Here is a 25,682-nt window from a genome sequence, read left to right as displayed (position 1 = left end):
CTTTGTGGAGAGTCCCGCGCCGCCAAATGCAGACAACCACGATTTTTTCTAATCCTATGCGATGCGCTTCACATACGAGGTTGGCCAGGCACGCCATGAATTGCGCCATCCGAGACGCAGTTGCACCGACATTCATTAGCGCTCGTTAACTTTTGAGCGGATGGCGAATTGTGGGAATATGCAACCGTGTGCTAACGTTGGGTCACGTACGGTTTTAGAGCCGGTCGCCGGGGGTATCTGTGATCGATCTCGCACTCTGGCTTGCTCCGCTGGACGGTGAAAATCCGTCAGGCGAAGACTTGCGCAACGATCCGGCTTTTCATGAGCTGGAGCGGCTCACGGAGCCGCAGGTCAAGGTCGTCCATGACGGGCGCAACAAGCCAGCCGCGCAATCGACCATTCCGGTCGACTGGCCTGCCGTGCTCGGCAAGGCCGAGGAGTTGCGTTCGCATGGCCGCGACCTGCGCCTGCTTGTCATTGTCGCCCGGGCGCTGGCCAATGAAGAGGGATTGGCCGGACTGGCACAGGGCCTGACCCTGATTGCAAGGACCTTCGAGACGCATTGGGAGACGATGCACCCGGCGCTGCGGGCCAGCCCCCAACCGCGCGAGGCCGCCCTGCGCCGCCTCAACGCGCTGGCCGACCTGCAGAACGGCCAGGAAGGCCTGCTGGCGAACCTCAGGCAGATGGTCTTCTTCGCGCCGCGTCCCATCGGGCCGATCAGCGGACGCGATCTCGAACAGGGTGCGCTCGACGATCGCGTCATGCTTCAGGAAGCGGCGTCGGGATTGAATGCCACGGAGAAGGCAGCGCTGGTCAGCGCGCACGGACAGCTCCTGAACCGGGTGGGCAGCGGTTGTGCCGCCCATCAGGACCAGGCCGGTGAACAGATGACGGCGCTCATCGCCGGGGCGCACGCAGCGATCGAGGCGCTCGACGCAGTCGATGCGGCGCTGAATGCCCGCCTCGACAGCAACGGGGCTGCCGTCCCGGACCTGAAGCGGTTTTTGCAGCGCGTGCTGACGACGCTGGAACGCAATACGGCGGTCGAGACCACGGAAGAGGCAGCGACGAAGGGGGCGGCCAGCCCGGCTGCTCCCCCGGCAAGCCCGGCCGCGCCGGTCAGAAACGGTCATGGAGCCGAGACGATGGCAAGCTACGCGGAGACCGGTGCGGGGCTCCCGGACAGGATTTCCTCGCGCGACGATGTGGTGAAGTGCCTCGACCTTGTGGTCGCGTTCTACGACCGCACCGAGCCGTCGAGTCCGATCCCGCATCTCGCCCGCCGGGTGCGCAGGATGGTGCACATGGATTTCGTTGAACTGATGGAAGACCTCGCCCCGTCGGGGCTCAAGGAATTCCGGCTGCTCGCCGGCGTTCCCGACGCCAAGAAGACTGCCCAGAAGGATGAAAGGTAGCAACACATGCCAGCCGAAAGCAAAGCGAAGGTCATCGAGCGAAATCGCGCCCCGCGCGTGCAGATCGCCTACGATGTCGAAACCTACGGCAGCCCGACTACGATCGAACTGCCGTTCGTCATGGGCGTGATGGCCGACCTGTCGGGCGCATCGCAGACCAGGGAAGCGTCCAAGACGGTGCTCGACCGTTCCTTTGTCGAGACCGATGCCAACCGCTTCCCCAAATTCATGGAAGCGCTGGGACCCAGGGTCAAGGCGCGGGTGAAGAACACGCTGCCGCAGGCCGAGGGACAGGAGCGCGACGAAGAACTGGCGCTCGACCTGACCTTCACCAAGATGGGCGATTTCGCCCCCGACAAGATCGCCGAACAGGTCCCGCAACTGGCCGAAATCCTCAAGATGCGGCGCCAGCTCGAGGAGCTGCTCGGCTTCATGGACGGCCGCGTCGATGCCGAAAAGCGCATAGCCCAATTGCTGAACAACCAGCCGTTGCTTGGCCAGATCGCCGCCCAGGCGCTGTCCGACGACAAGGGTGAGGAATAGATCATGGCCGAACAGCAAAAGACCGCAGCATCCGTCGCCGAGGCCGAGGCCGTCGATCTCGGTGAATTCAGCCAGCTGCTGGAGAAGGACTTCAAGGTCAAGAAGGACGACAGCGAGAAGCTGCAGCAGCTGGTGCGCAACCTGGCGCTGGCGGCGCAGTCGCGCTCCGAAACGACGACGATCTCGTCCAACTCGATCAAGTCGATCAAGTCGTTGATCGCCGGCATTGACAAGATGCTGACGACCCAGGTCAACGAAATCCTGCACGCGCCGGAAGTGCGGCAGATGGAAGGCACCTGGCGCGGCCTCTGGTACCTCATCAACAACACCGAGACGGATCAGAAGCTGAAGATCCGGGTGATGAACATTTCCAAGGAGCAGCTGGCCGATACGCTCGAAGACTATGAAGGCCAGATGTGGGACCAGAGCCCGATCTTCAAGAAAGTCTACACCGACGAGTATTCGATGCTCGGCGGCGAACCGATCGGCTGCGTCATCGGCGCCTACGAGTTCTCCAACCACCCGCGCGACGTCGGCCTGTTGCGCAACATCTCCGGCATCTGCGCCTCGGCGCACACGCCGTTCATCGCCGCCGCCTCGCCACGGCTGTTCCGCATGGACAGCTGGCAGGAACTGCCCAACCCGCAGGACCTGCAGCAGATCGTCTCCAACCCGGCCTACGCCTCGTGGCAATCGCTGCGCGAGAGCGAGGATGCGCGCTATATCGGGCTGACCATGCCGCGCGTGCTGGCGCGGCTGCCCTACGGCTCGGAGACAGTCCCGGTCAAGGGCTTCTCCTTCGAGGAGGAAGTGCAGGGCGATCACAACAAATATGTCTGGATGAACGCTGCCTTCCCGATGGGCGTCAACATCAACCGCAGCCACAAGCTCTATGGCTGGGGCACCCAGATCCGCGGCGTCGAAAATGGCGGCACTGTGCTTAACCTGCCGGTGCACTCCTTCCCGACCGATGACGGCTCGATCGCGATGAAATGCCCGACGGAAGTCGCCATCGACGACCGGCGCGAGGCGGAACTGGCCAAGCTCGGGCTGATGCCGATCCTGCACCGCAAGAACACCGATCTCGCGGCCTTTATCGGCGCCCATTCGCTGCAGGACGATGAGACGCGGGCGGGCCGCCTGGTCGACCCCGACGCCCAGTCCAACGAGCGGCTCTCCGCCAACCTGCCCTATCTGTTCCCGGTCTCGCGCTTCGCCCACTACCTCAAGGCGATTGCGCGCGACAAGGTCGGATCGTTCAAGGAACGCACCGACATGCAGATCTGGTTGACCGAATGGATCAACCGGTACGTGCTGGCCAACCCGGCCTTCGCCGACGACAAGGCGCGCGCCAAGCGTCCGCTTGCCGCCGCTGAGGTGCAGGTCGACAGCGTGGAGGGCCGGCCGGGCTACTACAACGCCCGCTTCTATCTGCGCCCGCACTACCAGCTGGAGGGCATCAACGCCTCGCTCAGGCTGGTGTCGGAATTGCCGTCCGTGAAGACCTGATTGCAGCAACCAAACCTTTGTTTGAAAGCGGTGGAGAACGAAAATGCCCACAATGAAGATCGACGGTTTTCTGAAAGTTCCGGATATCAAGGGGCCTAGCACACGCGACGGCCATGACGACGAGATCGAAATCCATGGCGTCGATTACAAGATGGTCGCGCCCTACGACCCCAATTCCCTCTCGCGCCGAGGCCGCGTGTCGATGGGCATGATCAAGTTCACCAAGCACTATGACAAGGCCTCACCCTATCTGGCCAAGGCCCTGTTCGAAAACAAGGCGCTGGACGAGGTCAAATTCTCCGCGCGGCGGACCATCGACGGCGAGAGCAAGGACTATCTGGTCGTTACCCTGACCGACGCCTCGATCATGGAATACGACATGTCGCAGGCCGATGATGAAGCCGACCTGATCCAGGAGGAAGTCTCCTTCGCCTACAAGAAGATCAAGTTCGTCTATGACGACAATGACGAAGCCGAAATGGATGTCTATGTCGGCAAGTGAGGGGCGAGCAAAGCGCCCTGCCGCCGACAAGGTACAGGCGGGCGGTTCACGGGCCAAGCGCGAGGCGGTACAGCCTTCGCTGTGGGACCGCCTCGTCAACGATCTGCCGGGCCTGAGCTCGGAGATAGACGGGCTCAGGCAGGCTCTGCAGGAGGAGCTTGGCGCAGAGCGCCTGGACGAGCTGCTGGCAGACGGACCGAGGCGCATCGACGCCGATGACGCATTGAACCCCGATCAGAAGCGCCGGCTGCACCGGCTGGCGTTTCAGAACCGGCACCGTGGCGAGCTTGAAAGCCGAGGCATCGTGGTGTCGCCCGATGTGCTGCGCGAGGCCGTGCGGCGCGACATCGAGGCGCTGTTCAACACCGAGCGTTTCGAATCCGCGCCGCTGCTATCCGATCTCGAGGCCGAGCAGATGACCGACAGTCCGACATCGCTGGCCGACTTTCCGGAGGTGCGCCGCAGCGTTGTCAATTATGGCGTGCCGTCCTTCTCCGGCCGGTCGTCGCGCGACTTCGATCGCGATGTTCTGGCACGCGAGATCCGCGCCGTGCTCGCCGCATTCGAGCCGCGGCTGAAGGAGAGCGCGACGAAAGTCACGGTCAACCTCGGCGACAAGACCGGCCTGAAGATCGAGATCGACGCCGTGCTGATCATGACGCCGACGCCCGAGCGCATGCGCCTGCGCACGACGATCAATCTCGACAACGGACTGGCGCGCACCGAGTTCAGGGAAGCCTGAGAGATGGACCGGGTCTTCGTAGAATATTACGAGGAGGAACTGTCCCACATACGCGGGCTGGCGGCGGAGTTCGCCGACATGCATCCGGCGGTTGCCCGCAATTTGTCGCTGGATACGGTGCCGTGTCCCGACCCCTATGTCGAGCGGCTGCTCGACGGCGTCGCCTTCCTCGCCGCGCGCACGCGCCTGAAGGTGGATGCCGAGCGCTCGCGGTTTTCGCGCAGCATCCTCGACGTGCTTTATCCCGATCTCGTTACGCCGGTGCCGGCAACCGCCATGGTGGTGCTGAAGCCCGGCCAGCAGGTGCAGACAATGCTTGCCGGCCACGTCGTCAAGCGCGGCACGCGGCTGGTCTCCAGCCTGCAGGCCGGCCTGTCGACACGCTGCACCTTCACCACCGCGCAGGACATGACGCTGTTTCCGATCGCGATCAGTTCGGTCGGCTATTTCCAGGACCGCAGCGCGCTTGCCGCCGCCGGCATCGGCCCGATCGCCGGCAAGGCCGGCGAAGCGGCACTTCGCATCACGCTGGCGCGGACCGGCAAAGGCAAGCTCGACGAACTGGCGCTCGACCGGCTCGACTTCTATTTCGCCAACCGCACCAAGGCGCCGCTAATCTTCGACGCCATCTTCGGAGTCTGCTCTGGTGTCGGCGCTCGACCGGAAGGCAAGACCAATCCATTGTCGCCGCTACCGCCGCCGGAGATGGTCGGCATTGCCGATGCCGAGGCGCTGATGCCGCGCACGCGGCCGACCTTCGAAGGCTACCGCCTGCTGCGCGAATATTTCATGATGCCCGAGCGCTTCCATTATGGGCGCGTCACCGGCTTGCTGCCGGTCGTGCGCAAATGCCAGGCCGGGCTCGAAATCATCTTCCTGTTCCGGCGTCCGGTGCCCGAACTCGCCGATCTGACGCCGGCGGATTTCGATCTCTTCGCCACCCCGATCATCAATCTCTTCGAGCGCGAGTGCAACATCGTCGAGCTCGACCAGCGCAAGACACGCCAGGTGCTGCATGCCGACCGCACGCGGGCGCGCGACTTTGAAATCTACCGCGTCATCCGCGTCGAAGACGCCGATGCCGAGGGACCCGACGCGGAGATACCGGAACTCTTCAGCCTTGGGCAAAATCGCGGCAGCGGCTGGGTCTATTCGACGGAGCGGCGGCCGCGCCGGCCGACCGAGGACGAGCGGCGCCAGGGCGTGACGCGGACCTCCTATGCCGGCGACGACGTCTTCCTGGCGGTGTCGCGCCCAGTCAACAGTCAGGCCAACCGGCCGCTCAAGCGCGTCGACGTCGTGGCACTGTGCACAAACCGCGATCTTGCCATCCTCGACGACACGCCAACGCTGACGCTGGAAGCGGGCGACCCGGTGGAATCGGTCAGGCTGCTCGGCGCGCTGCGTTCGCCGCAGCCGGCCATCCCGGCAGCGCTGCCGACCGGCGCCGACAGCGAGTCGCGCGCCGACGATCTGGCCTGGCGGCTGGTGTCGCAGCTGGCGCTGAACTTCCTCAGCCTGGCCAAGGAAGGCCGCGGCGTCGATCCGCTGCACGCGCTGCTCGATCTCTATGCCGAGCGCGGCGACCCCGGGCTCGCCCGCAATGTGCGCTCGATCGTGCGCATCGACTCGCGCGCGGTGATCGAAAGGCTGGCGATCGAAGGGCCGATGTGCTTCGGCCGCGGCACGGAGGTGACGCTGCATGTCGACCAGTCGGTGCTGGCTGGGCAGAGCACCTTGCTGATGTCGGGGCTGCTGTCGCGGCTGTTTGCCCGTCATGCCGGAATAAACGGGTTCGTGCGCACGCGCACGCGATTGCTCCAGAAACAGGAGGATGTGCCATGGCCGATGACGCCCGGCAATCGCTACCTGATCTAGAGCGAGCCGCAACCCTGTCCGAGAGTTTCGACTTCTTCGAACTGCTGCGCCGGCTCGAACGGCAAGGCGGCCTGTTCGGCCATTCCGGCCGGCCGGACCGCGAGCCGGCAAGGCTCGGCCAGAATGTGCGGCTGTCCTTCGCGGTGCAGGACGTGGTGGATTTCCGCGAGCCGACGGACAAGTCGCCGGCACGCGTCACGGTCAACAATCTCGGCCTGCTCGGACCCGAAGGGCCGATGCCACTGCATCTGACGCGCTGGGTGCTCGATCGCCTGTCGCAACGCTGGTATGCCGGCGCCGAGGCGCGGCAGACGAGCGACACGACCTTCGTCGATTTTGTCAATATCCTGCAGCACAGGATGATCGCGCTCTATTATCGGGCCTGGGCGGATGCGCATCCGGCTGTGCAGGTCGAACGCGGTGTCGGCGGCCGCGTCCGTTCCATGCTGGAAGCGATGGCCGGCATCGGGCTGCCGGGCACGCAGGATGCCGAACTCGATACAGTAAAACTTCGCCAGGCCGCCTCGCTCGCTGCCCAAGTCGACGGCCCCGAGCGACTGACGCTGTTCCTGGCCGAAGCCTTCAAGGTTCCGGTGGTGCTGAAGGAATTCGTCGGCGGCTGGATGACCATTCCCAAGGCGCTGCAGAGCCGGCTGGCCGGCAGCTATGCCACACTCGGCCGCAGCGCCACCATCGGCCCGCGCTCGTTCAGCCGGCAAAGCCGAATCGAACTGCGCATCGGTGCGCTCAGCTATATCGACTACAAGGCGTTCCTGCCCGGCGGCGAGCGGCTGAAGCTGTTGAAGCAGGCGGTGCGCGACCTAATCGGCGAGACCATCGATGTCGATCTCAGGATCGTGCTTGCGGCAAAGGCAGTGCCGCCGGCAAAGCTCGGCACCGTCCAGCTTGCCCGCACCACCTGGCTGGCGCGCAACCCTGCGCGAGGCGATGCCGAAGACTTGCGGCTGCGCACCATCGTCGGCTGGCGGGAAGAGGTTGCCTGATGAGCCTGCTGCTGACGCTCGAACAGGGACCCCGCGCGCAAGTCACGCGGCAGGCGCGGCTGGACGAGGGTGAGCTGGTGATCGGCCGCAGCGCCGACGCCGACTGGCAGATCATCGATCCCGACATGTTCGTCTCGCGCGCCCACTGCAAGATCACCAGCAAGCAGGGCGGCTATTTCGTCACCGATACTTCCAGCAGCGGGCTGTTCATCGACGATGCCAGCAGCCCACTCGGCGCGGGAAATACCGAGCGGCTGCAAAGCGGCATGCGGCTGCGGCTGGGCGACTATGTGGTGTGCGTCGATTTGCAGACGGCGAAGACCGAGGCGCCGGCCTTGAGGCCTTCGATGCCCGCCAGCAAGCCGGTGGCGTCGCGGGCGCCGGTCAGTCTCGGTGGCGACGATTTCTTTTTGTCCACGACCCAAGAAGAGCCGGGACGGCCACGCCCTGCCGACCTGCCCGATCCGTTCGAAAAGCCGGTGCCCGGGGCGTTCGCGCGTGCGGATGAACGCAGCTCGCAGGCGTTCGACGATCCGTTCAGCCTCGACCCTGTGGCAACGCCGGTGGCCGAGACCGCCCCCGACAAGGGTGTTGGCAAGCCGCTGTTCGACGATCCCTTCGGCCTCGATTCCGCACCGCTGTCGAGAGAGCCGAGCAGATCCAGTTCCGAGCAGCCGCCGGCCTTCGATGACGGGTTTGGTTTCGGCCCTGCCGAGTCCACCAGCCTCGACGCCGGCGTGACGGATGGCGGCGCAGTGGATGCGCCCTCGCCTGCCCCGGCGCCCTGGGATCTGCCGGTCCGCGCGGCCGAGCCATCGCCACAGCGGCCACCGCCAGCCCCGCCTCCACCGCCACCACGCGCGCCTGTCCGGCAAGCTGCAGCGCGGCCGTCGGCCGGACAGGCGGACGCGGAATTGCGCGCCGCTTTCCTGCGCGGCATGGGCATGGACGAGGCCGATTTTCCCGGCAGCGATCCGGTGGCCGACATGGAGAAGTTCGGCCGCGAATACCGGCTGATGATGGAAGGGTTGATGCAGCTTTTGCGCAAGCGCGCCGAAGAGAAGGGCAACGCCCGCGTCGCCCAGACCGTGGTTGGCGCATCCGAGGTCAACCCGCTCAAATTCCTGCCTTCGGTCGACGATGCTCTGGTGACCATGCTGGCCGAGCGCAGCCCCGGTTTCCTCGGCGCCGAAGCGGCGATCAAGGACGCGGTGCGCGATCTGGCGCAGCACCACGTTCGTGCCTGGCGCGGCGTGCAAGGCGCGCTCAAGCGCATGATCGACCGCTTCGATCCGGCGGCGATCGAGCAGGAACTGAAGTCGGGCTCGGCGATCGGCAATCTGCTGACCGGCGGGCGCGGCGCCAAGCTCTGGGAATTGTACCAGAAACGCCACCGTGAAATCGCTCACAGCGCCGAGACGCGTTTTCTGGGCGAAATCGGCGCTGATTTTCGTGATGCATATGAGGAGGACTGAGACATGATCGACAGACGCGAATTTATCCTTGCCATCGGGGCGACGGGACTGCTGACGGCGTGTCAGAGCGGCCCGCCCAAACCATCCGTCATCACAGTGAATCTTGCCGGCGGCGCCGGAATGAACCCGGGACCGGGCGGCGGCGACAGGCCGGTGACGGTGATGATCTTGCGGCTGAAAAGCACCGGCGCCTTCAATTCGGCCGACTATTTCGCCCTGCAGGGCGGTGCCGGCTCCGCACTTGGCGGCGATCTCATCGGCTCCGACACGATTTCCGTCGGACCCGGCAAGACCGCATCGAAGACCATCACGGTCGAGCCGGAAGTGGCAGCACTCGGCTTCGTCGCGCTGATCAGGGAACCCGGCGGGCGCAACTGGCGTACGACCAAATCGGTTTCGCCGGGATCGAAGTTCACCGTCAATGTGAAGCTCGGCAGCGGCGGCATTTCCGCCTAAAGCGCGTCGCGTTTGAACGCGATCCAGGCGACGCGCTTTAGGTCTTTGTTTTTATGCATGTCGTTCTCTCAAAACCGTGACCACTTTTGAGCGACATGCATTGGGCGGCGAAATCCGCAAAGCCGCGCGAGGCGATGAGCAGGAAGCAGAGAGTGTCGGCATGAGCGATGCAAACAGGGTGCTGTGGTCGGAGGGGCTGTTCCTCCGCACCCAGCATTTCCAGCAACAGGACCGCTTCTTCGAAGCGACGGTGCGCGGCGCCTTGCAGGCCGGGCATCTGCATACGTTCGGCTTTCGAACGCTGACGCTCGATCAGGCACAGCTCGATGCCGGCCAGATTTCGGTGCTCTCGGCACGCGGCATCTTTCCAGACGGGACGCCGTTCGCGATCCCCGAGACGATGGATGCGCCGCGGCCGCTGGCGGTGACGCCGGAGATGGGCGCTGGACCGGTGCTGATAGCGCTGCCGCTCGAGCCGCCAGGCGGCGTCGGCTTCGACCCTGCTCACGCCGAGCCGTCCGGCGCGCGCTATCGCGGCCGGATCGTGTCGGTGCGCGACGCCGTGCATGGCGGCTCCGATCCCGAGGAAATCGAGATCGCACGGCCGCAGGCGCTGTTGCTGGCGCCGGGCACGGCGGTCGGCGGCTACACCGCGCTGCCGGTGGCCGAACTCAAGGGCGTGCGCGCCGATGGCGGCGTGGCCTTGGACGACACCTTCCTGCCGCCGACCTTGGTCATCGGCGCGGCGTCCTGGTACAGCCGCCTGCTGCAGGAAGTGGTCACCGGCCTCGACCAGATCGCCGAGGCGCATGGCAAGATGGTGCTGGGCGGCCCCGGCCGCAGCGTCGAGGATCTTCTGATCCTCAATTTGGTCAACGCCGCGCGGCCGCGGCTGGCGCACATGCTGGCGCAGGACGTGTTCCATCCGGCCGAGGTCTATATGGAGCTGGCCGGTCTCGCCGGCTCGATGGCGACCTATGGCTCGAGTGCAAGGCGGCTCGGCGAACTGCCTGTCTACGACCACATGGCGCCAGGCCCGGCCTATTCGGCGCTGGCCGACGCGCTACGCTCCCTCATCCTCAGCCTGCGCTACATCGAGCCGAAATCCCGCGCCCTGCCGGTCATGCGCCATGCGACCAATGTGTGGAAGATCCGCATCGACAACCCGAAACTTCTGGTGGCGAGCCGCATCGTGGTGCGGATCGGCTCCGAACTCTCGGAGGATGCCTTGCGCAAGATTTTCGTCAACCAGGCGACCGTCGGCTCGGCCAGCGAATTCGAAGGGCTGTGGAAATCACGCCTGCCCGGCATTCCGCTGAAGCCCCTGCATTCGCAGCCGCGCGAAATTCCCTATGACGGCGACCGGCTGTGCCTCGAACTGGACCAGAAAAGCGAGCACTGGGCCTCGCTGCTCGAAGCGCCCGGGTTTGTGATCGGCGTTTCGGGCGTGCTGCCCAGCGAACCGCAGGTCGACTGCTACTCGGTCAACAGGTGAGATGATGAGCAGGGACGATCCATTCGGACTGTCCGAGGATCGGGAGCGGACGCGCATTCGGCTGAGCGGAGCGCCAACGCCGCGCGCCATGCCGCTGCCGGCGTCAGGGGTGACCGCGAAACGCTCCGCGCGCGCGCATCCGAACGTGCTCGTCAACGCGTTCTCGCCGCTGCTGGAATTTGCACCCGAACTCGAAAACGCGCAGCCGCCTGAGAACCCGGAAGCCCTGCGCACCAGGCTGCTCGACGAACTCGTGCGCTGCCGCGACGCCACCATGGCACAGGGATCGTCACTTGAGCGCGCCGACCAGGCCGCGTGGCTGGTGGCCGCGTTGCTCGATGATCTGGCGCTGAACACGCCGTGGGGCGGCGCCAGCGCATGGCCACGCCAGCCGCTGGTGGTGATGCTGCGCGGCGACGTCGATGCCGGCGCGCAGTTCTTCGCCCGTCTTGAAGAGCTGGAGCGCCATCCCAATCGCGACCGCGAAATGCTGGAGTTGCAATATCATTGCATGGCGCTCGGCTTCCGCGGCAAATATCGCGTGCCGGGCCGCTCCGGCGACCGTTCGCTCAATGCCGTGCGTGTGGCCGCGGCGCGCTTCCTGCGCGACAGCGACGCCGAAGGCGCACAGCTTTCGCCCAACTGGAAGGGCGTGATCGCCTCCGACGAGCCGCAGCGCTTCATCGTGCCGATCTGGGTGATGGTTGCGGCAGCGGCGGTGATCGCCACCGCCATTCATATCGGGCTGTCGATGAGCCTGAGCAGCCAGGCGGTCGAGCTTTCGGCGCTGGTTCGCGCCTTGCCGCCGCCGACGCGTACGGATGTCACCCGCGCTTCGCCGAAGGTCGACGCGCCGCCGCCGGTGGCGGTGGATTTCGCGCTGCTGCCGGAATTCCAGGCGGCAGCACCCGACGAGCTCAAGAGAGCGCTGAGCGGCACGGAGAGCGTGTCGCTGGCGCGGCTGGTCATCCAGGCCTCCAATCCCGAACTCTTCCAGTCGTCGCGAGCACAGCTGACAGACGGCTTCGATCCGCTCATCGCCTCGGTCGCCAAGGTGATCCTCGAGAATCAGGAGTTGATCGGCGATATCACGGTGGTCGGCCACACCGACGGCGTTCCCTTGCAAAAGACCAACCCACTGTCCACCAACCAGCGGCTGTCTGAAGCCCGCGCCGCGGAAATTGCCGATATCCTGGTTCAGAACGGCGTGCCTAAGGAGCGCGTGCGCTCCGAAGGCCGGGCCGCAACCGATCCGGTCGCCGACGACGGCACACGCGAGGGGCGGGCCTTGAACCGCCGCGTCGAAGTGCTGGTCGAAAAGAGGCTGTGACATGTTCATCCTGCGCTTCCTCTGGGCGGTCCTGACTTCGCGTTTCCTGTGGACGCTGATCGGCCTGGCGCTGCTGTCCCTGATCATCTGGGTGTTCGGCCCGATCGTACGGGTCGGCGACTATGTGCCGATGGCGTCGGAGACGGTGCGCATCGTCATCATCGCGCTTTTGGTGATCTTCTGGCTGATCTGGCTGATCGTCGCGCAGCGCCGCGCGATCCGCGCCAACCGCATGTTCGTCGCCGAGATTTCCGCCCCGGTCGAGGAAAAGCGGCTCAGCCCCGGCGAGGAAAACGTCGCCGCGGTTGGCGCCAAGTTCCAGGACGTCATGGTCGAGCTGAAGCGCCGCAAGCTCGGCGGCCGCAAATTCCTGCGCGAGATGCCGTGGTATGTGATCGTCGGCCCGCCGGCGACCGGCAAGACGACGGCCTTGCGCCAGTCCGGCCTCAACTTTCCGATCGACCTCACCGACGATCTGCAGGGCATCGGCGGTACGCGCAACTGCGACTGGTTCTTCTCCGAAAACGCAGTGATGATCGACACCGCCGGCCGCTATGTCCAGCAGGAGAGCCAGCCCGATGTCGACGCCGTGGAATGGCTGGGCTTCCTCGACCTGTTGAAGAAGCACCGCGGCCGTCGTGCACTCAACGGCGTCATCGTTGCGCTTGGGATCGACGCGCTGTCCGAGGGCGACGAAGCCGTCAAGGCGCATGGCCGCAAGATCCGCAGGCGCCTGGCCGAGCTCGAGGAGCGGCTGGAAATCCGCTTGCCGGTCTATCTCATGCTGACCAAGGCCGATCTGATCAGAGGCTTCGAGGCCTTCTTCGGCGGCCTGTCGACACAGGCGCGCGAACAGGTGTGGGGGACGACCTTCCCACTCGACGCGCGCGTCGACGCCAAGACGATCGCGGGCGAAATCACGATGCTGTCGAGGGAGCTGGAAAAGCGGCTGGTGCCGCGGCTGGAAGACGAGGACAAGCTGGCCGAACGGGCCGAGATCTTCCGCTTTCCCGCACAGCTGCAAAGCCTGTCCGAGCCGATCCAGGTGCTGGTCGAGGCGATGTTCGGCGAGAGCCGCTACGAGGAGGCAGCCTGGCTGCGCGGCCTCTATCTGACCTCGGCCACCCAGGAAGGCGCGCCAATCGACCGGCTGACCGCGGCGCTCGCCTCCTCCTTCGGGCTGCCGGCACGACGCACGATGCCGGCGCAGCGCTTCGAGAAGCGCAGCTTCTTCCTCAAGAACCTTTTGACCGAGGTGATCTTCAAGGAGGCCGGGCTCGGCACCTTCGATCCGCTGGCGCAGCGCCGCCGCAGCTGGATCTGGCGCGGTGCCGCCGCTGCCAGCGCGGCTGCGGCCATACTCGCCGGTGGCCTGTTCACCTGGTCCTACTACGACAATCGCAACGCCATCGCCGCGCAAGCCGGCCAGTTCGAAGCGCTGCAGGCGCCGCTGACGTCGACCGCGGCGACGCCCGCCTCGGTGCTGCAGCCGGCGATGGACGTTGCCCTGACCGCCATGGACGAAGTCGTCAATGCCAGGACTGCGCCTCCGAACAAGGCACAGGACCTGCTCGGACCATCGGCTTCGGCCGAGATGATGCGGGCGCAGACCGACACCTATGACCACGCTCTGCGCAACGTGCTGGAGCCGCGGATGGTGGCGCTGCTCGAAGCGACCATGTGGCGGCAGATCCGCGATCCGGACTTCATGCTGGGCGCACTCAAGACCTACCGCATGATGACCGGCCTGTCTCAGATGGATTCGGATTTCGTCGAGAATTGGTGGGTGAACGACCTGCCCGAATTCGCGCCGGCCGCGCCCTTCCCGACCGCCGATGCGGAAGAACACCAGTTGGCCGCGATCCGGCGCATGGCGGTCGACGACAGCTACATCGCGCCCGACCAGGCGCTGGTCGCCGAAGCGCTGAAAACGGTCTGCACGATCTCGCTGCCGGCGCGGGCCTACAAGCAATTGCTGGCCGATCCGGCGGTGGCCGGATTGAAGGAATGGATCCCCGCCAATTTCGCCGGGCCGAACGGCGCCAAGGTGTTTTCGCGACGCTCCGACAAGACGCTGCGCGTCGGCATATCAGGCGCCTTCACCTATGACGGCTTCCACGATGCGATCCTCGACCGGGTCGAGGATGTCGCCGCCCAGGCGGCACTCGACCGCGCCGTGTTTGCCGGCGGCTGCTCGGAAAATTCCGAGACGTCGGTGTCGGCGCTGTCGGAAGATATCCTGAAGCTCTACTATGACGACTATATCGCGCAGTGGGACAGTTTTTTGCGCGACATGCGGCTGGCGCCGCTCAGCGACCTCAACATTGCCAGCGAGAATCTGAAAGACCTTTCCAGTGCCGATTCCGCGTTGAAGCGGCTGTTGACGGCGGTGGTCCAGGAGGTCGACCTCACCCGCTCGGACGACGCGCCGGCCGGTGACGACAAGGCGGCGGCGAAGGGCGGCTCGAAACTGCTGGGCAAGCTCGGCAAACTGGGCAAGATCGTCAAGACCGGCGCCAAGCTGTTGCCGCGCGCAGGATCGGCCAGCGAAGTCGACCTGACCGGCACGTTGGTGGCCGAACACTTCAAGCCGCTCAAGAGCACGATTGCCGAGGTCGACGGCCAGCCGCCGGCGCTCGATGCCGCGGTCGTCGCGCTGACGGCGCTGTCCAACGTGCTGCAGACGGTGACCGCCAATCCCGACCCGCAGGACGCGATCAAGAAACAGGGCGGGCTTGCCGAACTGACCGGCGCCGTCGCCCGCCAGGCGCAAATCCTGCCCGACCCGGTCAACACCTGGCTGAGCGGCATTGCCGGCGACACCAGCGGGTTGACGCAGAAGGCCGTGGCCTCCGAGCTCAACGCCATCTGGCGCGCCGACATCCTGCCCTTCTGCCAGGCCGCGCTCAACGACCGCTATCCGTTCAGCCCCGACAGTGCCGTCGACGTCAACGTGCGCGACTTCGCCCGCCTGTTCGGACCGGCAGGGATGATCGACGGCTTCATCAACGACCATCTGATCGGCTATGTCGACACCTCGGCGCAGCCTTGGAAATGGCGTGCCGATTTCGGCCTCGACCCATCGGCGCTCGCCGCCTTCGAGCAGGCGCGGCGCATCCGCGACGATCTCTTTCCCGGCGGTCAGGGCCCGGTGATGGCCTTCACGCTCGAGCCGACCGACCTGTCGCCCAACGTGACCCGCGTCACGCTCAACCTCGATGGCCAGAACCTGGTCTATTTCAACAATGCGACGCGACCGCAACCGATGACCTGGCCCGGCAAGGACGGCACCGGCGTCATCTCGCTCGCCTTCCAGCCGATCGACGGCTCGCCCGAAATCATGCTCAACGAGACGGGAAGCTGGGCGTGGCTGAGGATGCTGCGCGGCGGCCGCTTCACCGGGACGTCGCTGTCCGATGTCTACAGCCTGCGGCTGGGGACGAAAGGCATGTACGCCGATTTCAAGCTCAAGGCGGCGAGCGTGGAAAATCCCTACAACCTCCAGATGTTCAAGAAATTCTCATGTCCGCCGCAGATCTGAACATCGGCTTCTTCGGCAAGATTCCGGCGACCGGAGATTTCGTTGCCGTAAACCTGCCGCGGACCTTCATCGACCGCTGGGACCGCTGGATGTCGATGGAGTTGCGCGAGAGGCCAGACGAGGGGGAATTGGATTCGCGTGTTTGGCGCTTCATCGTCAAGAGCGGCATTTTCGGCGACCGGCCCTGTGCCGGCGCATGGCGCATGAGCGAGGACCGCGTGGGACGCCGCTATCCGTTCGCGATCATCGGGATTGGGGCTACACCGGCACCTGACGATGCATGGTTCGACGGCGTTGCGTCAATCGTTGATGAAGCGGTCGAATTGCAGAGGACGCAGTCCTGGATAGCCGAAGGCTTGGCCAACCTTGCCGCGCCCAGCAACAGCCATGGCGATCCGAACCGGATTGGCTTCTGGCTCGACGACTGGTCGGTGCATGAGTTCGCGTTCTCGGATATTCACGACCTGGCGGCCAACGCCCTGCCGAAAATGCGCGCCCCGCGCCCTGAGACGGAATAGCTCTGATGGGCAGCACAGTCTTTGCTGAAGGCATGGGCTTCTTCCACAAAGGAAGCGGCGGCAAGGGCGTGGCGCCGGGAGATGTGTGCTTGAGCCCGCCTTCCCCGCCGGCAGGCCCGGTTCCGGTTCCATACGTCAACATGCTGTCTTCCAGCGATCTCACCAAAGGCAGTAAGAGCGTCAAGATCGAAGGCAATCCGACCGCGCTCGAAAGCTCGTCGGAGGTTGCGACCAGCACCGGCAACGAGCCGGCCACCCAAGGCCTCGGCGCGGGGGTCATAACGCACAAGATCAAGGGCAAGGGAGTGTTCAAGCTCTGGTCGTTCGTCGTCAAGGTGGAGGGTAAGGGTGTCTGCCGCCATGGCGACACCATGGAGCAGAACACGGCAAGTCCACTCCCGAACACCATCGATACCGCCGCCTTGGTCAACTTCCGCAATGCTCTTCTGGTGAAAGAGAAGAAGAAATGCACGACCGATTATTGCTACGACGATCATTACACCCAGCCAACAGGCCCGCAGAAAGCCAAGGTTCAGAACCGGCCATGCTGGGAATGCAAACGTAACCTTGACAGGTTGAAGAAACGCACGACCGGCAAGAACAAGACCGCGATCAAGCGACTGGAGGCCAAGGTCAACCGGCAAATTTCGGGGAAGGAAGCCCCGCTGATCGCCGATCACCAGCCGACGCAGAAGGCAGCGTGGTACGCGGGTGGATGCAATATAGAGATCGTCCCACAAGGCTTCAAGGATGCGATGAAAGCGCTTTACGTCAGGCCGCATTGCTCCAGCCACAGCAACAGCCAGCCGGGCCGGCAGTCGAAGGTGGACAACAAGGCGATTAGGAAGTTCATGAACGCTCGGGGGATCTAGGCGATGAGTGCAACGGGTTTTGCCGATCTCGACGCTGACTATACGGCGATAATCGATGCGTGGACCGCAGAGCTCCACGCCGTCATGCCGGCGATCGAGGAATGGTGGGGCGCACTGCAGCAGCGCCTGAACGCCTCCGGTGAGAACATAGCCAATCTGCATTGGCCCGCCGGGCTGGTGGCCCATCCACGGATTCTGGCGATCTACCGCAAGCACTACTTCAAGGTTCATGGCCTGAACCTTGAACGGTACGCCCGACAGACCGATGATGACGACGAGGACGATGAATCGAACTGGGGTGAGGATGGCGACGAAGCGGACGCCAGCGGTCCCGTGCCGCCCAATCTGCTGCTGGTCGAAATGATGTCCGAATACGACACGGAACTATTCAAGTACTTCAAGTACTTCGTCTATGTCCCGATCGGCGAGGATCCATCTCTCGAAATGTGCTGAGGCTAGAAGAAGATGGCAATGCGGATTGATCATAGTGTCGAACTCGGCCTGAACCGGCTTCTCAACGCACCCCAGGACGTTGTCGGTCCCGATCATGGAATTCGCCTTTCGCGCCGCGAGGCCTCTGCTGCCTATAGGTCCCTGTTCAAGGCCTACCTCGCTGACTTGCAGGAGACGTTCGAGGTGGCTTCCGAGATCTGGGAAGCTGGCCTCGACGAACTGGTCGATGGCGGCCTGACCGTCAATCAAGCGATCACGGCCCAGCTGGATGATGCAGCGGCCGGCCCGGCGAATCATCCGGCGGTGGTGTGGCTCGTGCGGGAATACTGGCTGCGATGCGTTGCGGTGGGGGAAACGCTGCCCGCGGCCGACCGCCTCGCGCCTGAGGTGTTCCTGCTGCAATGGGTCGTCGATGAAGGCAACAAGGAATATGTAGAACTGCTGACGGCCATGCCCTATTGGCCGATCGGGCTTGATGAAAACGGCCGGTGGTGCTGAACGATGGCCTTCGATGTCTGGCTGGAAAACAGGACACCCTTCGCCGCCGCGACGCACGTCCAATTGAATGCTGACGGCCAAGAAACTCTGATTGTCATGCTATCGGCAAGTTTCACGGCGACGGATGAAGGAAAGGAATTCCAGCCAGCGGCCGAACAGGTGCCGGTGATCTTTGGCGATGAGCCTTTTGGCGATCCGGCCCTTTCATCGACCCGCTACGAAGCGGACATCGCGCCCGTCAAGCCTGGCGCCGAGGTGATCGTGAATGGCGTCGCGCACGCGCCGGATGGAAGGCCGGTACGCGAGATGCAGGTTGGCCTGCGTGTCGGTAACTCGATCCGCAAGGTATTGCAGGTCGTCGGGGACCGGATCTACGACTCCGGCGGCTACAGCGCACCGGCGCCTTTCCGGACCATGCCGATCGTCTATGAACGCACCTATGGCGGCACTTTGGAAGACTTGCGCACGGACCAGCGCAACCCAGTCGGCGTGGGGTACCATAACGCCCGGTCTGCAGATCCTGCGGTCAGAACCGAGGCGCCCAACGTCATGTATCCGGGCGAAGCGCAAGCCCGACCTGGGGAATCCCTGAGGCCGGCGGGATTCGGGACGATTGGCCGGGGCTGGCAACCGCGCCTGGCTTTCGCCGGAACCTACGACAAGGCTTGGCTCGAATCCCAATGGCCGCTCGCTCCCAAAGACTTCGACACGCGGCATTATATGTGCGCCCCAGCCGATCAGCAGATGGCCGGCATCGGCAACGGCGAGGATATCACGGTGATCGGCATGACGGCTTCGGGCAGATGGGATTTCCGCCTGCCGCGCATCACGGCCCCGCTTCGGCTCATTTATGACGATCGTGTAGAAGAAAACGCGTTCAAGCCTGACACCGTGCTCATCGAGCCTGACTTGAAGCGCGTGACCCTTAAGGCTCGTTTGGCAGTGGTAATCCGGCGCAACGTGCCGGCGCTGCGGGAAATCGCCTTCGGCCACATTTCTCCTGTTTGGATCAATGCGCGCCGCAAGCGAAAACTCTATCTCAATCTTCTCGGCGGCGACGGGGCCCTGCGCGATCGCTCGGCGTGGCAGCCGTGAAGCGGCCGCTCTACATCTCGGTTGGTGGCGCCGTCACGCCTGCTGGATTGAACGCGCGCCAGACCATCTCAGCCATTCGCGCCAACCTGTCAGCATTTCAGGAGGTGCCTCTTTCAGAGCCGTTTCCCACCACACAGATCGTGGCACGCATTCCAGCCAAGGCGGGCCTGCGACGCAATGACGGGGTATGGCTCGCCAGCATGGGCGCCCGCGCTCTCAAGGAGGCGATGCTCGACAACAAGGCAACGCCGGACCAGACCGCTGTTCTGCTCGCGCTGCCGGAGAGTTTCCGCGACCATCCGGCGTATGAAGAGGTCGAGCGGGGGCGCCTTTTGAATGCCATTTTCGAGCGATGCGGCCTGCGCTTCAATGCCGGCTCGCGGGTATTTGACGGCGGTGCCGCAGCCAGCGCCGGACTGCTCGACTATGCCGGCGACATGCTAGAATCCGGGACCGTCGCGCAGGTGCTGCTGGGTGGTGTGGACAGCCTCGTCAACGGGACCGACATTGCGCGCTTGATGCGAGCCAATCGTCTGAAATCCGAAAACAATGCTCAAGGGGCAGTCCCTGGCGAGGGCGCTGTCTTCGTGCGCCTGACGCGAGCGCCGGGGAGCGGGCCGGCTGCAATGATTTGCGGGGCGGGCCTGGCTCAAGAGATCGACAGCGTTCTTTCCGAACGCCAGAGTCAAGGCCGTGCGATGGTGGCTTCGCTGCTTGCTGCCTTCAGCGGGTCCGGACCCAAGGAACCCGATATCGAGTTCCTTGTCAGCAATGGAAACGGGGAACGGTACAGCGGGCTCGAACAACTGGTCGGTCGCTCGCGCTTCTACCGCACGCACCGCGAGATATTCCCGACAGCCTACCCTGCGATGACGGTCGGCGACATTGGAGCCGCTAGTGCGGCACTTGTTCTGATGCTGGCGGCCGACAGTTTTATAAGCGGTTACGCGCCGGGCCGCGTCGCAGCCTGCGAGCTTGCATCCGAGGGTGGCAACCGGTCGGCGATCGCGCTTACCGACCTCCGCCAACGCTGAACGGAGGGACAAGCCTTCCCTCGGCGAAAGCGATCACATCCACGCCGGGAACTTGCGTGTCCTGCGCCAGTCTGCCAGCGGCGCCTCGGGCGTGGCGATTGCCGCGCGCAACGCATCCACCCTGAGCCTGCGCATCGAACGGAACAGACGATGGTTGCGCCCGCCGCGCCCTTCGTCCCACCATGCTTCGACGCGATCGGCGGCCGGCAGCGAGCTGTCGTCGAGTTGGGCAAAGCCCTCGCCAAGAACAGCTGGATCGGCAACGAAAAGGTCGGTGTCGCCGAAGTCCACCTCGAACAGATCGCGAAGTGCTGCACCCGCTGCGGATGCCAGTTCCGGCTCGCGCATCTTCTCGATCAGCCACGGCACCACCGCTTGGTCGCCGAGCAGCCCGATCGATGCCGTGGCCGCGATGCGCAAGACAGGCTGTCCGAGACGTGGTTGCAGCCAGGCCTTGCCGGCCTTCGGCGGCGTCGTCAGCAGGCGCAACTCGATCGCCGCCTGCGCATGGTCCGTCTCCGTCAGCACGATCTTGTCGATCACCGAGTGCGCGGACCGAGCCTCGCCAAGCAGGCAAGCAGCGAAGGCGGCCGCAAGACGTTCTTTCGTTGTCTCGCCGTCAAGCCCAGCCAGGACTTCCGGAAGCAGGTCGCGCCGCCTGAGCACGCCGGCGAGCCGGACGGCGCGCCAACGCACGTTCGCATTGGAATGGCTGGCCAGATCATGCAGGCGCTGTCCCGGATCGACGCGATGATGCCAGAGCGCAGATAGCCCAAGACAGCGCAGCCGCGCGTCGCGCGTGTCCAGCCACTGCGCCACGAACGGGCGCAGGTTTTCGCCCGGCGTGCGCGCGATCGCGGCAGACAGGCTCGATATGCCGGCGTCACCTAGGCTTGCGCCCGCGTCGATTGCAGAGGTCACCAATTTGGCATCGCTCCAACGCATTGCCAGAGTGCCAAGCACGAAAATCTCGCCCGGTTCGGCGTAGTCGGCGAAGCGCGCTTGAGCAGCTTCCCAACCGGCCTTGCCGGCTGCCATGAGCCCTTCGAGATTGGCTTCGAGACGCTGGTCGATGCGGCCGATATCGGTCTCGTCGAGGATTGGACCGTCGATCTCCAGACGACGTCGAAGCCACAGGAACGCCGCGTCCTCGGCGTGTTGGTCCACGATCGCCGCAATGGTCGCGATGCTGTGCATCGGCAATGCCTCAGTTAAGATGCACGGCCCCGCCGCGGATGCGGTTGGTGCCACTGGCCTGGCTGGTCAACTGGGTGCCACGAATGGTCACGCGTCCATTCTTCTCCAGAATGATCGATGCCAGGCCGCAGCGCAGTTCAATGCGCTCATCGCCGTTGATGACGACACGTTCGCCGTCGCGGACGACTTCGAGGCTCCTGCCGCGGGGCGCAGGATCGACGATGCGCCCGACCACCAGCGGCCGCGCCGGGTCGCCGCCCTCGAAGAGCAAAGCCAGTTCGGATCCGACGGCCGAAACGTCCAGCTCCGTCAGGCTGCGCGCCGCTATCGCGGTCTCGCGCGGATTGCCGACGAAGACAACCAGCGGCGCCCCGCCTTGGAAGCCGATCAGCAGGCCGATCACGACGCCGTCGATACGCTCCAGCACTTCCATGATGATGCCCTCAATTGTTGTTGATCGTGCTGCCCTTGACGATCACCTCGCCGTCGGCCTTGACGGTGATCTTGCCGCTGCCCTTGAGGGTAATATCCTTCCCATCAGCGACAATGGTGCCATCCTTTTTCATCGTGATCGAGGCCGAACCGCATTTGAGCGTGATCGAGTCGGCCGCCTCGATCATCAGATTCTTGCCGACCTTGATCACACTGTCTTCGGCTATCTGGATTCCGCTGCCTTTGCCGACCTTGAGCGCGTGCCCGCCGCCGACATCGGTTGCGTCGTCCGCAGCGATTTTTGCCGACCTGCCCTTGCCGATCTGCGACGACTGTGCCCCGCCGATGGTGAAACTCTGATCGGCGCCAACATTGACGCTTTGCGCCGCCGCGATGTTCCAGCTATCAGCCGCGCCGATATCGTGGCTCTGCGCAGCACCTACGGTGACCGACCGCGTCGCACCGATCGTGTTCGTCTGCGGACCGCCCACAGTTCGGGTCTCGGATGCTCCGACCGAATCGACCCGCGCCGCGCCAACAGTCACCGTCTGCACGATCGCGACGGTCTGGGTGTGGTTGGCGCCGATCGTCTCGGTCGAGTTCGAGCCGATGTTGATCGTCTCATCGACCCCCACCGTCAGTGAGCGGTTCTTGCCCACCGTCTCGGTGTCGTTCGACCCGATATTGGTCGTCTGGTCGACGCCGACCTTGACCGTCTTGTTGTTGCCGACGTCCTCGTCGAGGTTGTGGCCGACGGAGTGCTTGGCGTCGTGGTCGATGCGGTCGGACTGGTCGTGCTGGACCAGCTTCTGGCGATCATTCTTGATCAGAAGGTGGTGGTCCTTCTGCGCCTGGAAGTTGACCAGCTCCGAGCCGGCCTTGTCCTCGAACATCAGTTCGTTGTAGCCGCCACCGCCCTTCGACGAGTTGGACTTCCAGCCGGACTGCGTGGCGTTGCCAGGCAGTCCGTAGGGCGGCATCTGCGAGGCGTTGTAGACCCGGCCGGTGATGATCGGCAGGTCCGGATTGCCTTCGATGAAATCGACGATCACTTCCTGGCCGATGCGCGGGATCTGGATGAAGCCCCAGCCGCTTCCGGCCCAGGTCTGCGACACCCGCACGAAGCAGGAGCTCTTCTGGTCCTTCTTGCCGAGGCGGTCCCAGTGGAACTGCACCTTCACCCTGGCATATTTGTCGGTGAAGATCTCCTCGCCGGACGGACCGACGACCGTCGCCGTCTGCGGCCCGCGCATGATCGGCCTTGGCGTGATGCGCGGCGGCCGATAAGCAACTGAGGTCGGCGCCACACCGAGCACCACCTTGAAATTCTCGCCATCGGTGTCGACGCCGGCGCGATAGCCCGGATCGAACAGCCGGTACTCGGCGCTGATCACCAGATACTCCTTGTTCTGGTCGTCGCGCGGAAAGCCGTCGAGCTTGAAGGTGCAGCCGGAGAACAGGCCGCGCACGGTGCCGACGGCGGCAATGCGCATATGCGGCGCCTGGATTTCTTCGCGCCTGATCGCCGCCAGGCTGTCGCCGCGGCCGACTTCCAGATGCGCGCCGGGGTGGCGATAGTTCTCGCCGGCAGCCTGCTTGTGGCCGAAGGGCTGTGCCGACTTCGCCATCAAATCGGCGGCGGGCTTCTCGAAATCATAGTCGGTGTGGGCATAGGCGCCCGGGCGCACCGCACTGCCTGGAATCCACTCGGTGATGTATTCGACGTCGCGGCGCGAGCCCTGTCCTTCGAACTGATAGAGCACGGTCTCATAGCCCGGCGCCGGCTTGAGCTTGCTCATGGCGTCGGCCAGGATCAGTGTGTGCTCACCCTCGGCATGCTCGAAGAAGTACATTATGCCTTCATGCTCGAGCAGCCGCTGCACGAAATCGAGGTCGCTCTCGTCGTACTGCACGCAATATTCGCGCGGCGGATAGGAGCCTTGCAAGCGCTTCTCGAACTTGGCGATGCCGCCATATTTGGAGAAGATCTCCTCCACGATCTCGACGGCAGTCTTGTCCTGGAAAATGCGGCAGTCGGTGGTATTGCCGAGGAACCACAGCCACGGCCTGACGACCGCCTCATAGTGAGCCAGCCGATCTTCGATGCGGGTAAGGCGAAACTCGGCGATGAGGCCGCTGAACCAGCGCTTGGGGTCGGCCTCGCCTTCGATCGAAACGGCGCCGCCCAGCATCTTCAGCGGGTCGATATCGGCATTGGTCGAAACAAATCCAACGGTGTAGGCAAGGCAGCGGCTGATCTCGTCGCGGCCGACGAGATGCGTAAAGGTCAACAGCTCGGCGCCGACCGGCGTCTGCACAAGCGCGGCGCGTTGTTCACTCGGCATGGGTCGTGCCCCTCCTGAGCGCTAGTGTGGCAGGTTCGAAGCCCTTCTTGTGTTAACGACCTCACGTTCAGGGATATTTCGCAACTTGCCACCCAAGCCATGTTGAGCCTACCACATGTTCTATGGCAGACCAAAGAGGACAAGCGGCAGGCCGTTGCTGTTTGCGCCGCTTTCGCCAGTGTGAAACGCCGCTCTCCCGCTGTGCCCGCAAGCTGCTAGACTGTGGCACATCGGATCAATGGAAACGGCAGCGGTCGACGGTCCATAGCGCATGTTCATCAGTCTGCAGATCAGCAATGTCGATGTCCTGCCTGCCGGGCTGCCGCCCGGCTACGCATCGCGCGACCGCGGCTTCGAGATCGGGCGGGAGAACTGCGCCTGGACCTTGCCCGATCCGGACAAGTTCATCTCCGGCCGACATTGCGAAATCCGCTACGAACGCGGCGCCTTTTTTCTCCACGACGTCTCGCGCAACGGCACATTCGTCAATGGGTCGAGCCAGCGCCTGACCGGCCCGCATCGGTTGGCGCAAGGGGACCGGCTCCGGATCGGCCGCTATATCGTCTCGGTGTCGATCGATGACGGGAACCCAGCCTTCGGTGGCCATGGTTCGACGCAACGGCAGATGCCCGTTGCCGGATCCTTTCCAGACCATGTCGCATCGCCACGGTCACCGACCGCGCCACCCGCTTCGGTCTCCAGCCGGCCGCAGCAAGCCGACGAGATCCTGCGCGCGATTGCCGCCGGCGCCGGCATTCCACCAGAGGTGCTTTTGCTGCGCCAACCGCAGGAGGTAGCCGGCGAGATCGGCGCGGTGCTGCGCATCGTCGTCGACGAGCTGGTGTTGCTGTTGAAGGCGCGCGCCGCTGCAAAAGTCCTGGCCAAGACCAGCGACCGGACCATGATCAATTCCGCCGACAACAATCCGCTAAAGTTCGTGCCCGGGACAGACGAAATCCTCGACATCATGTTCGCGCGGCGCAGGGCCGGCTATCTCGATGCCAGGCACAGCATCCAAGACGCTTTCCACGACCTCAAAACACATGAATTCGCCACCTTCGCCGCCATGCAGGCAGCGCTGTCGCGGTTGCTTGACGATCTGTCGCCCGAGGCGATTGCGAAAAAACTGCCGCCATCCTCCTTTGCCTCGAAGAAAACGCGCGCCTGGGACGCGCTGGTCGCGACCTGGCGGGCCAAGGAGGAAGCGCACGAGAATGGCATGCTGGACATATTCCTCACCTATTTCAGTGAAGCCTATGCCAAGGCCGCCAAACAGAAGGCCGGCAAGGGCTAAGCCCGCGCACCGCTGAAGACACCGTGAAGGCGACCCGAGCACGGGCCGGCC

General features: G+C 64.4%; 22 protein-coding genes. 19 read left to right on the top strand and 3 right to left on the bottom strand.

The window, feature by feature from the left end; genetic code table 11:
• The first annotated feature begins 239 nt into the window (after positions 1-239).
• The 18 genes from tssA to NKI88_RS14035 all read left to right on the top strand — a co-directional run bounded on the left by tssA (position 240) and on the right by NKI88_RS14035 (position 20,363).
• Positions 240-1,418 (top strand): type VI secretion system protein TssA, encoded by a 1,179-nt coding sequence (tssA, locus tag NKI88_RS14120; protein ID WP_023687034.1) that lies wholly within the window; start codon positions 240-242, stop codon positions 1,416-1,418.
• 6 nt (positions 1,419-1,424) lie between these two features.
• Positions 1,425-1,961: a type VI secretion system contractile sheath small subunit gene (gene tssB, locus NKI88_RS14115; protein ID WP_023673718.1), complete on the top strand. Its 537-nt coding sequence runs from the start codon at positions 1,425-1,427 to the stop codon at positions 1,959-1,961.
• Between the two features lie 3 nt (positions 1,962-1,964).
• Entirely contained in the window at positions 1,965-3,470 is a 1,506-nt protein-coding gene (tssC, locus tag NKI88_RS14110; RefSeq protein ID WP_023682611.1) for a type VI secretion system contractile sheath large subunit, read from the top strand.
• Between the two features lie 52 nt (positions 3,471-3,522).
• A complete protein-coding gene (locus tag NKI88_RS14105) occupies positions 3,523-3,972 on the top strand; it encodes an Hcp family type VI secretion system effector (protein WP_023673716.1) in 450 nt (149 codons plus the stop codon).
• Positions 3,959-4,714, top strand: coding sequence for a type VI secretion system baseplate subunit TssE (gene tssE, locus NKI88_RS14100; RefSeq protein ID WP_023673715.1), 756 nt, complete (start codon positions 3,959-3,961; stop codon positions 4,712-4,714). Before NKI88_RS14105 ends, tssE begins: the two co-directional genes overlap by 14 nt.
• Before the next feature lie 3 nt (positions 4,715-4,717).
• Complete coding sequence (tssF, locus tag NKI88_RS14095; protein ID WP_352655720.1) at positions 4,718-6,592, top strand: type VI secretion system baseplate subunit TssF; 1,875 nt, start codon at positions 4,718-4,720, stop codon at positions 6,590-6,592.
• Positions 6,556-7,596, top strand: a complete 1,041-nt coding sequence (gene tssG, locus NKI88_RS14090; RefSeq protein ID WP_023815188.1) for a type VI secretion system baseplate subunit TssG — start codon at positions 6,556-6,558, stop codon at positions 7,594-7,596. The genes tssF and tssG overlap by 37 nt, the downstream gene beginning before the upstream one ends.
• Positions 7,596-9,071, top strand: coding sequence for a type VI secretion system-associated FHA domain protein TagH (gene tagH / locus NKI88_RS14085; RefSeq protein WP_352655718.1), 1,476 nt, complete (start codon positions 7,596-7,598; stop codon positions 9,069-9,071). Before tssG ends, tagH (NKI88_RS14085) begins: the two co-directional genes overlap by 1 nt.
• 3 nt (positions 9,072-9,074) lie before the next feature.
• Entirely contained in the window at positions 9,075-9,527 is a 453-nt protein-coding gene (tssJ, locus tag NKI88_RS14080) for a type VI secretion system lipoprotein TssJ (RefSeq protein WP_352655716.1), read from the top strand.
• A 160-nt stretch (positions 9,528-9,687) separates the two neighbouring features.
• Positions 9,688-11,022, top strand: coding sequence for a type VI secretion system baseplate subunit TssK (tssK, locus tag NKI88_RS14075; RefSeq protein ID WP_023709959.1), 1,335 nt, complete (start codon positions 9,688-9,690; stop codon positions 11,020-11,022).
• A gap of 4 nt (positions 11,023-11,026) precedes the next feature.
• On the top strand, positions 11,027-12,352 hold the full coding sequence (icmH, locus tag NKI88_RS14070) for a type IVB secretion system protein IcmH/DotU (RefSeq protein ID WP_352655714.1): 1,326 nt from the start codon (positions 11,027-11,029) through the stop codon (positions 12,350-12,352).
• A gap of 1 nt (position 12,353) precedes the next feature.
• Complete coding sequence (gene tssM / locus NKI88_RS14065; RefSeq protein WP_352655712.1) at positions 12,354-15,893, top strand: type VI secretion system membrane subunit TssM; 3,540 nt, start codon at positions 12,354-12,356, stop codon at positions 15,891-15,893.
• Positions 15,875-16,411: a type VI secretion system-associated protein TagF gene (gene tagF, locus NKI88_RS14060; protein ID WP_023682618.1), complete on the top strand. Its 537-nt coding sequence runs from the start codon at positions 15,875-15,877 to the stop codon at positions 16,409-16,411. Before tssM ends, tagF begins: the two co-directional genes overlap by 19 nt.
• A gap of 32 nt (positions 16,412-16,443) precedes the next feature.
• Positions 16,444-17,283, top strand: a complete 840-nt coding sequence (locus NKI88_RS14055) for a DUF4150 domain-containing protein (protein ID WP_023708137.1) — start codon at positions 16,444-16,446, stop codon at positions 17,281-17,283.
• 3 nt (positions 17,284-17,286) lie between these two features.
• On the top strand, positions 17,287-17,736 hold the full coding sequence (locus tag NKI88_RS14050; protein ID WP_023682620.1) for a hypothetical protein: 450 nt from the start codon (positions 17,287-17,289) through the stop codon (positions 17,734-17,736).
• A gap of 18 nt (positions 17,737-17,754) precedes the next feature.
• On the top strand, positions 17,755-18,234 hold the full coding sequence (locus NKI88_RS14045; RefSeq protein ID WP_023682621.1) for a hypothetical protein: 480 nt from the start codon (positions 17,755-17,757) through the stop codon (positions 18,232-18,234).
• A 3-nt stretch (positions 18,235-18,237) separates the two neighbouring features.
• Positions 18,238-19,329 carry a DUF2169 family type VI secretion system accessory protein gene (locus NKI88_RS14040; protein ID WP_023682622.1) on the top strand — a complete coding sequence of 364 codons (1,092 nt, stop codon included), beginning with the start codon at positions 18,238-18,240 and terminating at the stop codon, positions 19,327-19,329.
• Positions 19,317-20,363 carry a hypothetical protein gene (locus tag NKI88_RS14035; protein WP_023682623.1) on the top strand — a complete coding sequence of 349 codons (1,047 nt, stop codon included), beginning with the start codon at positions 19,317-19,319 and terminating at the stop codon, positions 20,361-20,363. Before NKI88_RS14040 ends, NKI88_RS14035 begins: the two co-directional genes overlap by 13 nt.
• Positions 20,364-20,396: 33 nt before the next feature.
• Here the strand turns inward: NKI88_RS14035 and NKI88_RS14030 are convergent, their stop codons facing one another.
• From NKI88_RS14030 to NKI88_RS14020, 3 genes are read right to left on the bottom strand one after another with little or no spacing between them, the layout of a single operon-like run.
• Positions 20,397-21,560, bottom strand: a complete 1,164-nt coding sequence (locus NKI88_RS14030) for a hypothetical protein (protein ID WP_352655710.1) — start codon at positions 21,558-21,560, stop codon at positions 20,397-20,399.
• A gap of 10 nt (positions 21,561-21,570) precedes the next feature.
• Positions 21,571-21,996 carry a DUF6484 domain-containing protein gene (locus NKI88_RS14025; RefSeq protein WP_023682625.1) on the bottom strand — a complete coding sequence of 142 codons (426 nt, stop codon included), beginning with the start codon at positions 21,994-21,996 and terminating at the stop codon, positions 21,571-21,573.
• Between the two features lie 7 nt (positions 21,997-22,003).
• Positions 22,004-24,337, bottom strand: coding sequence for a type VI secretion system Vgr family protein (locus NKI88_RS14020; protein ID WP_352655708.1), 2,334 nt, complete (start codon positions 24,335-24,337; stop codon positions 22,004-22,006).
• A 271-nt stretch (positions 24,338-24,608) separates the two neighbouring features.
• On the opposite strand from NKI88_RS14020, the gene tagH (NKI88_RS14015) reads away from it, so the two are divergent.
• Complete coding sequence (tagH, locus tag NKI88_RS14015) at positions 24,609-25,631, top strand: type VI secretion system-associated FHA domain protein TagH (RefSeq protein WP_352655706.1); 1,023 nt, start codon at positions 24,609-24,611, stop codon at positions 25,629-25,631.
• The last annotated feature ends 51 nt before the right edge of the window (positions 25,632-25,682 follow it).

Source organism: Mesorhizobium sp. M0317 (assembly GCF_040321555.1).
Classification (GTDB): domain Bacteria; phylum Pseudomonadota; class Alphaproteobacteria; order Rhizobiales; family Rhizobiaceae; genus Mesorhizobium.
This window is presented reverse-complemented; position numbering and strand designations above follow the sequence as displayed.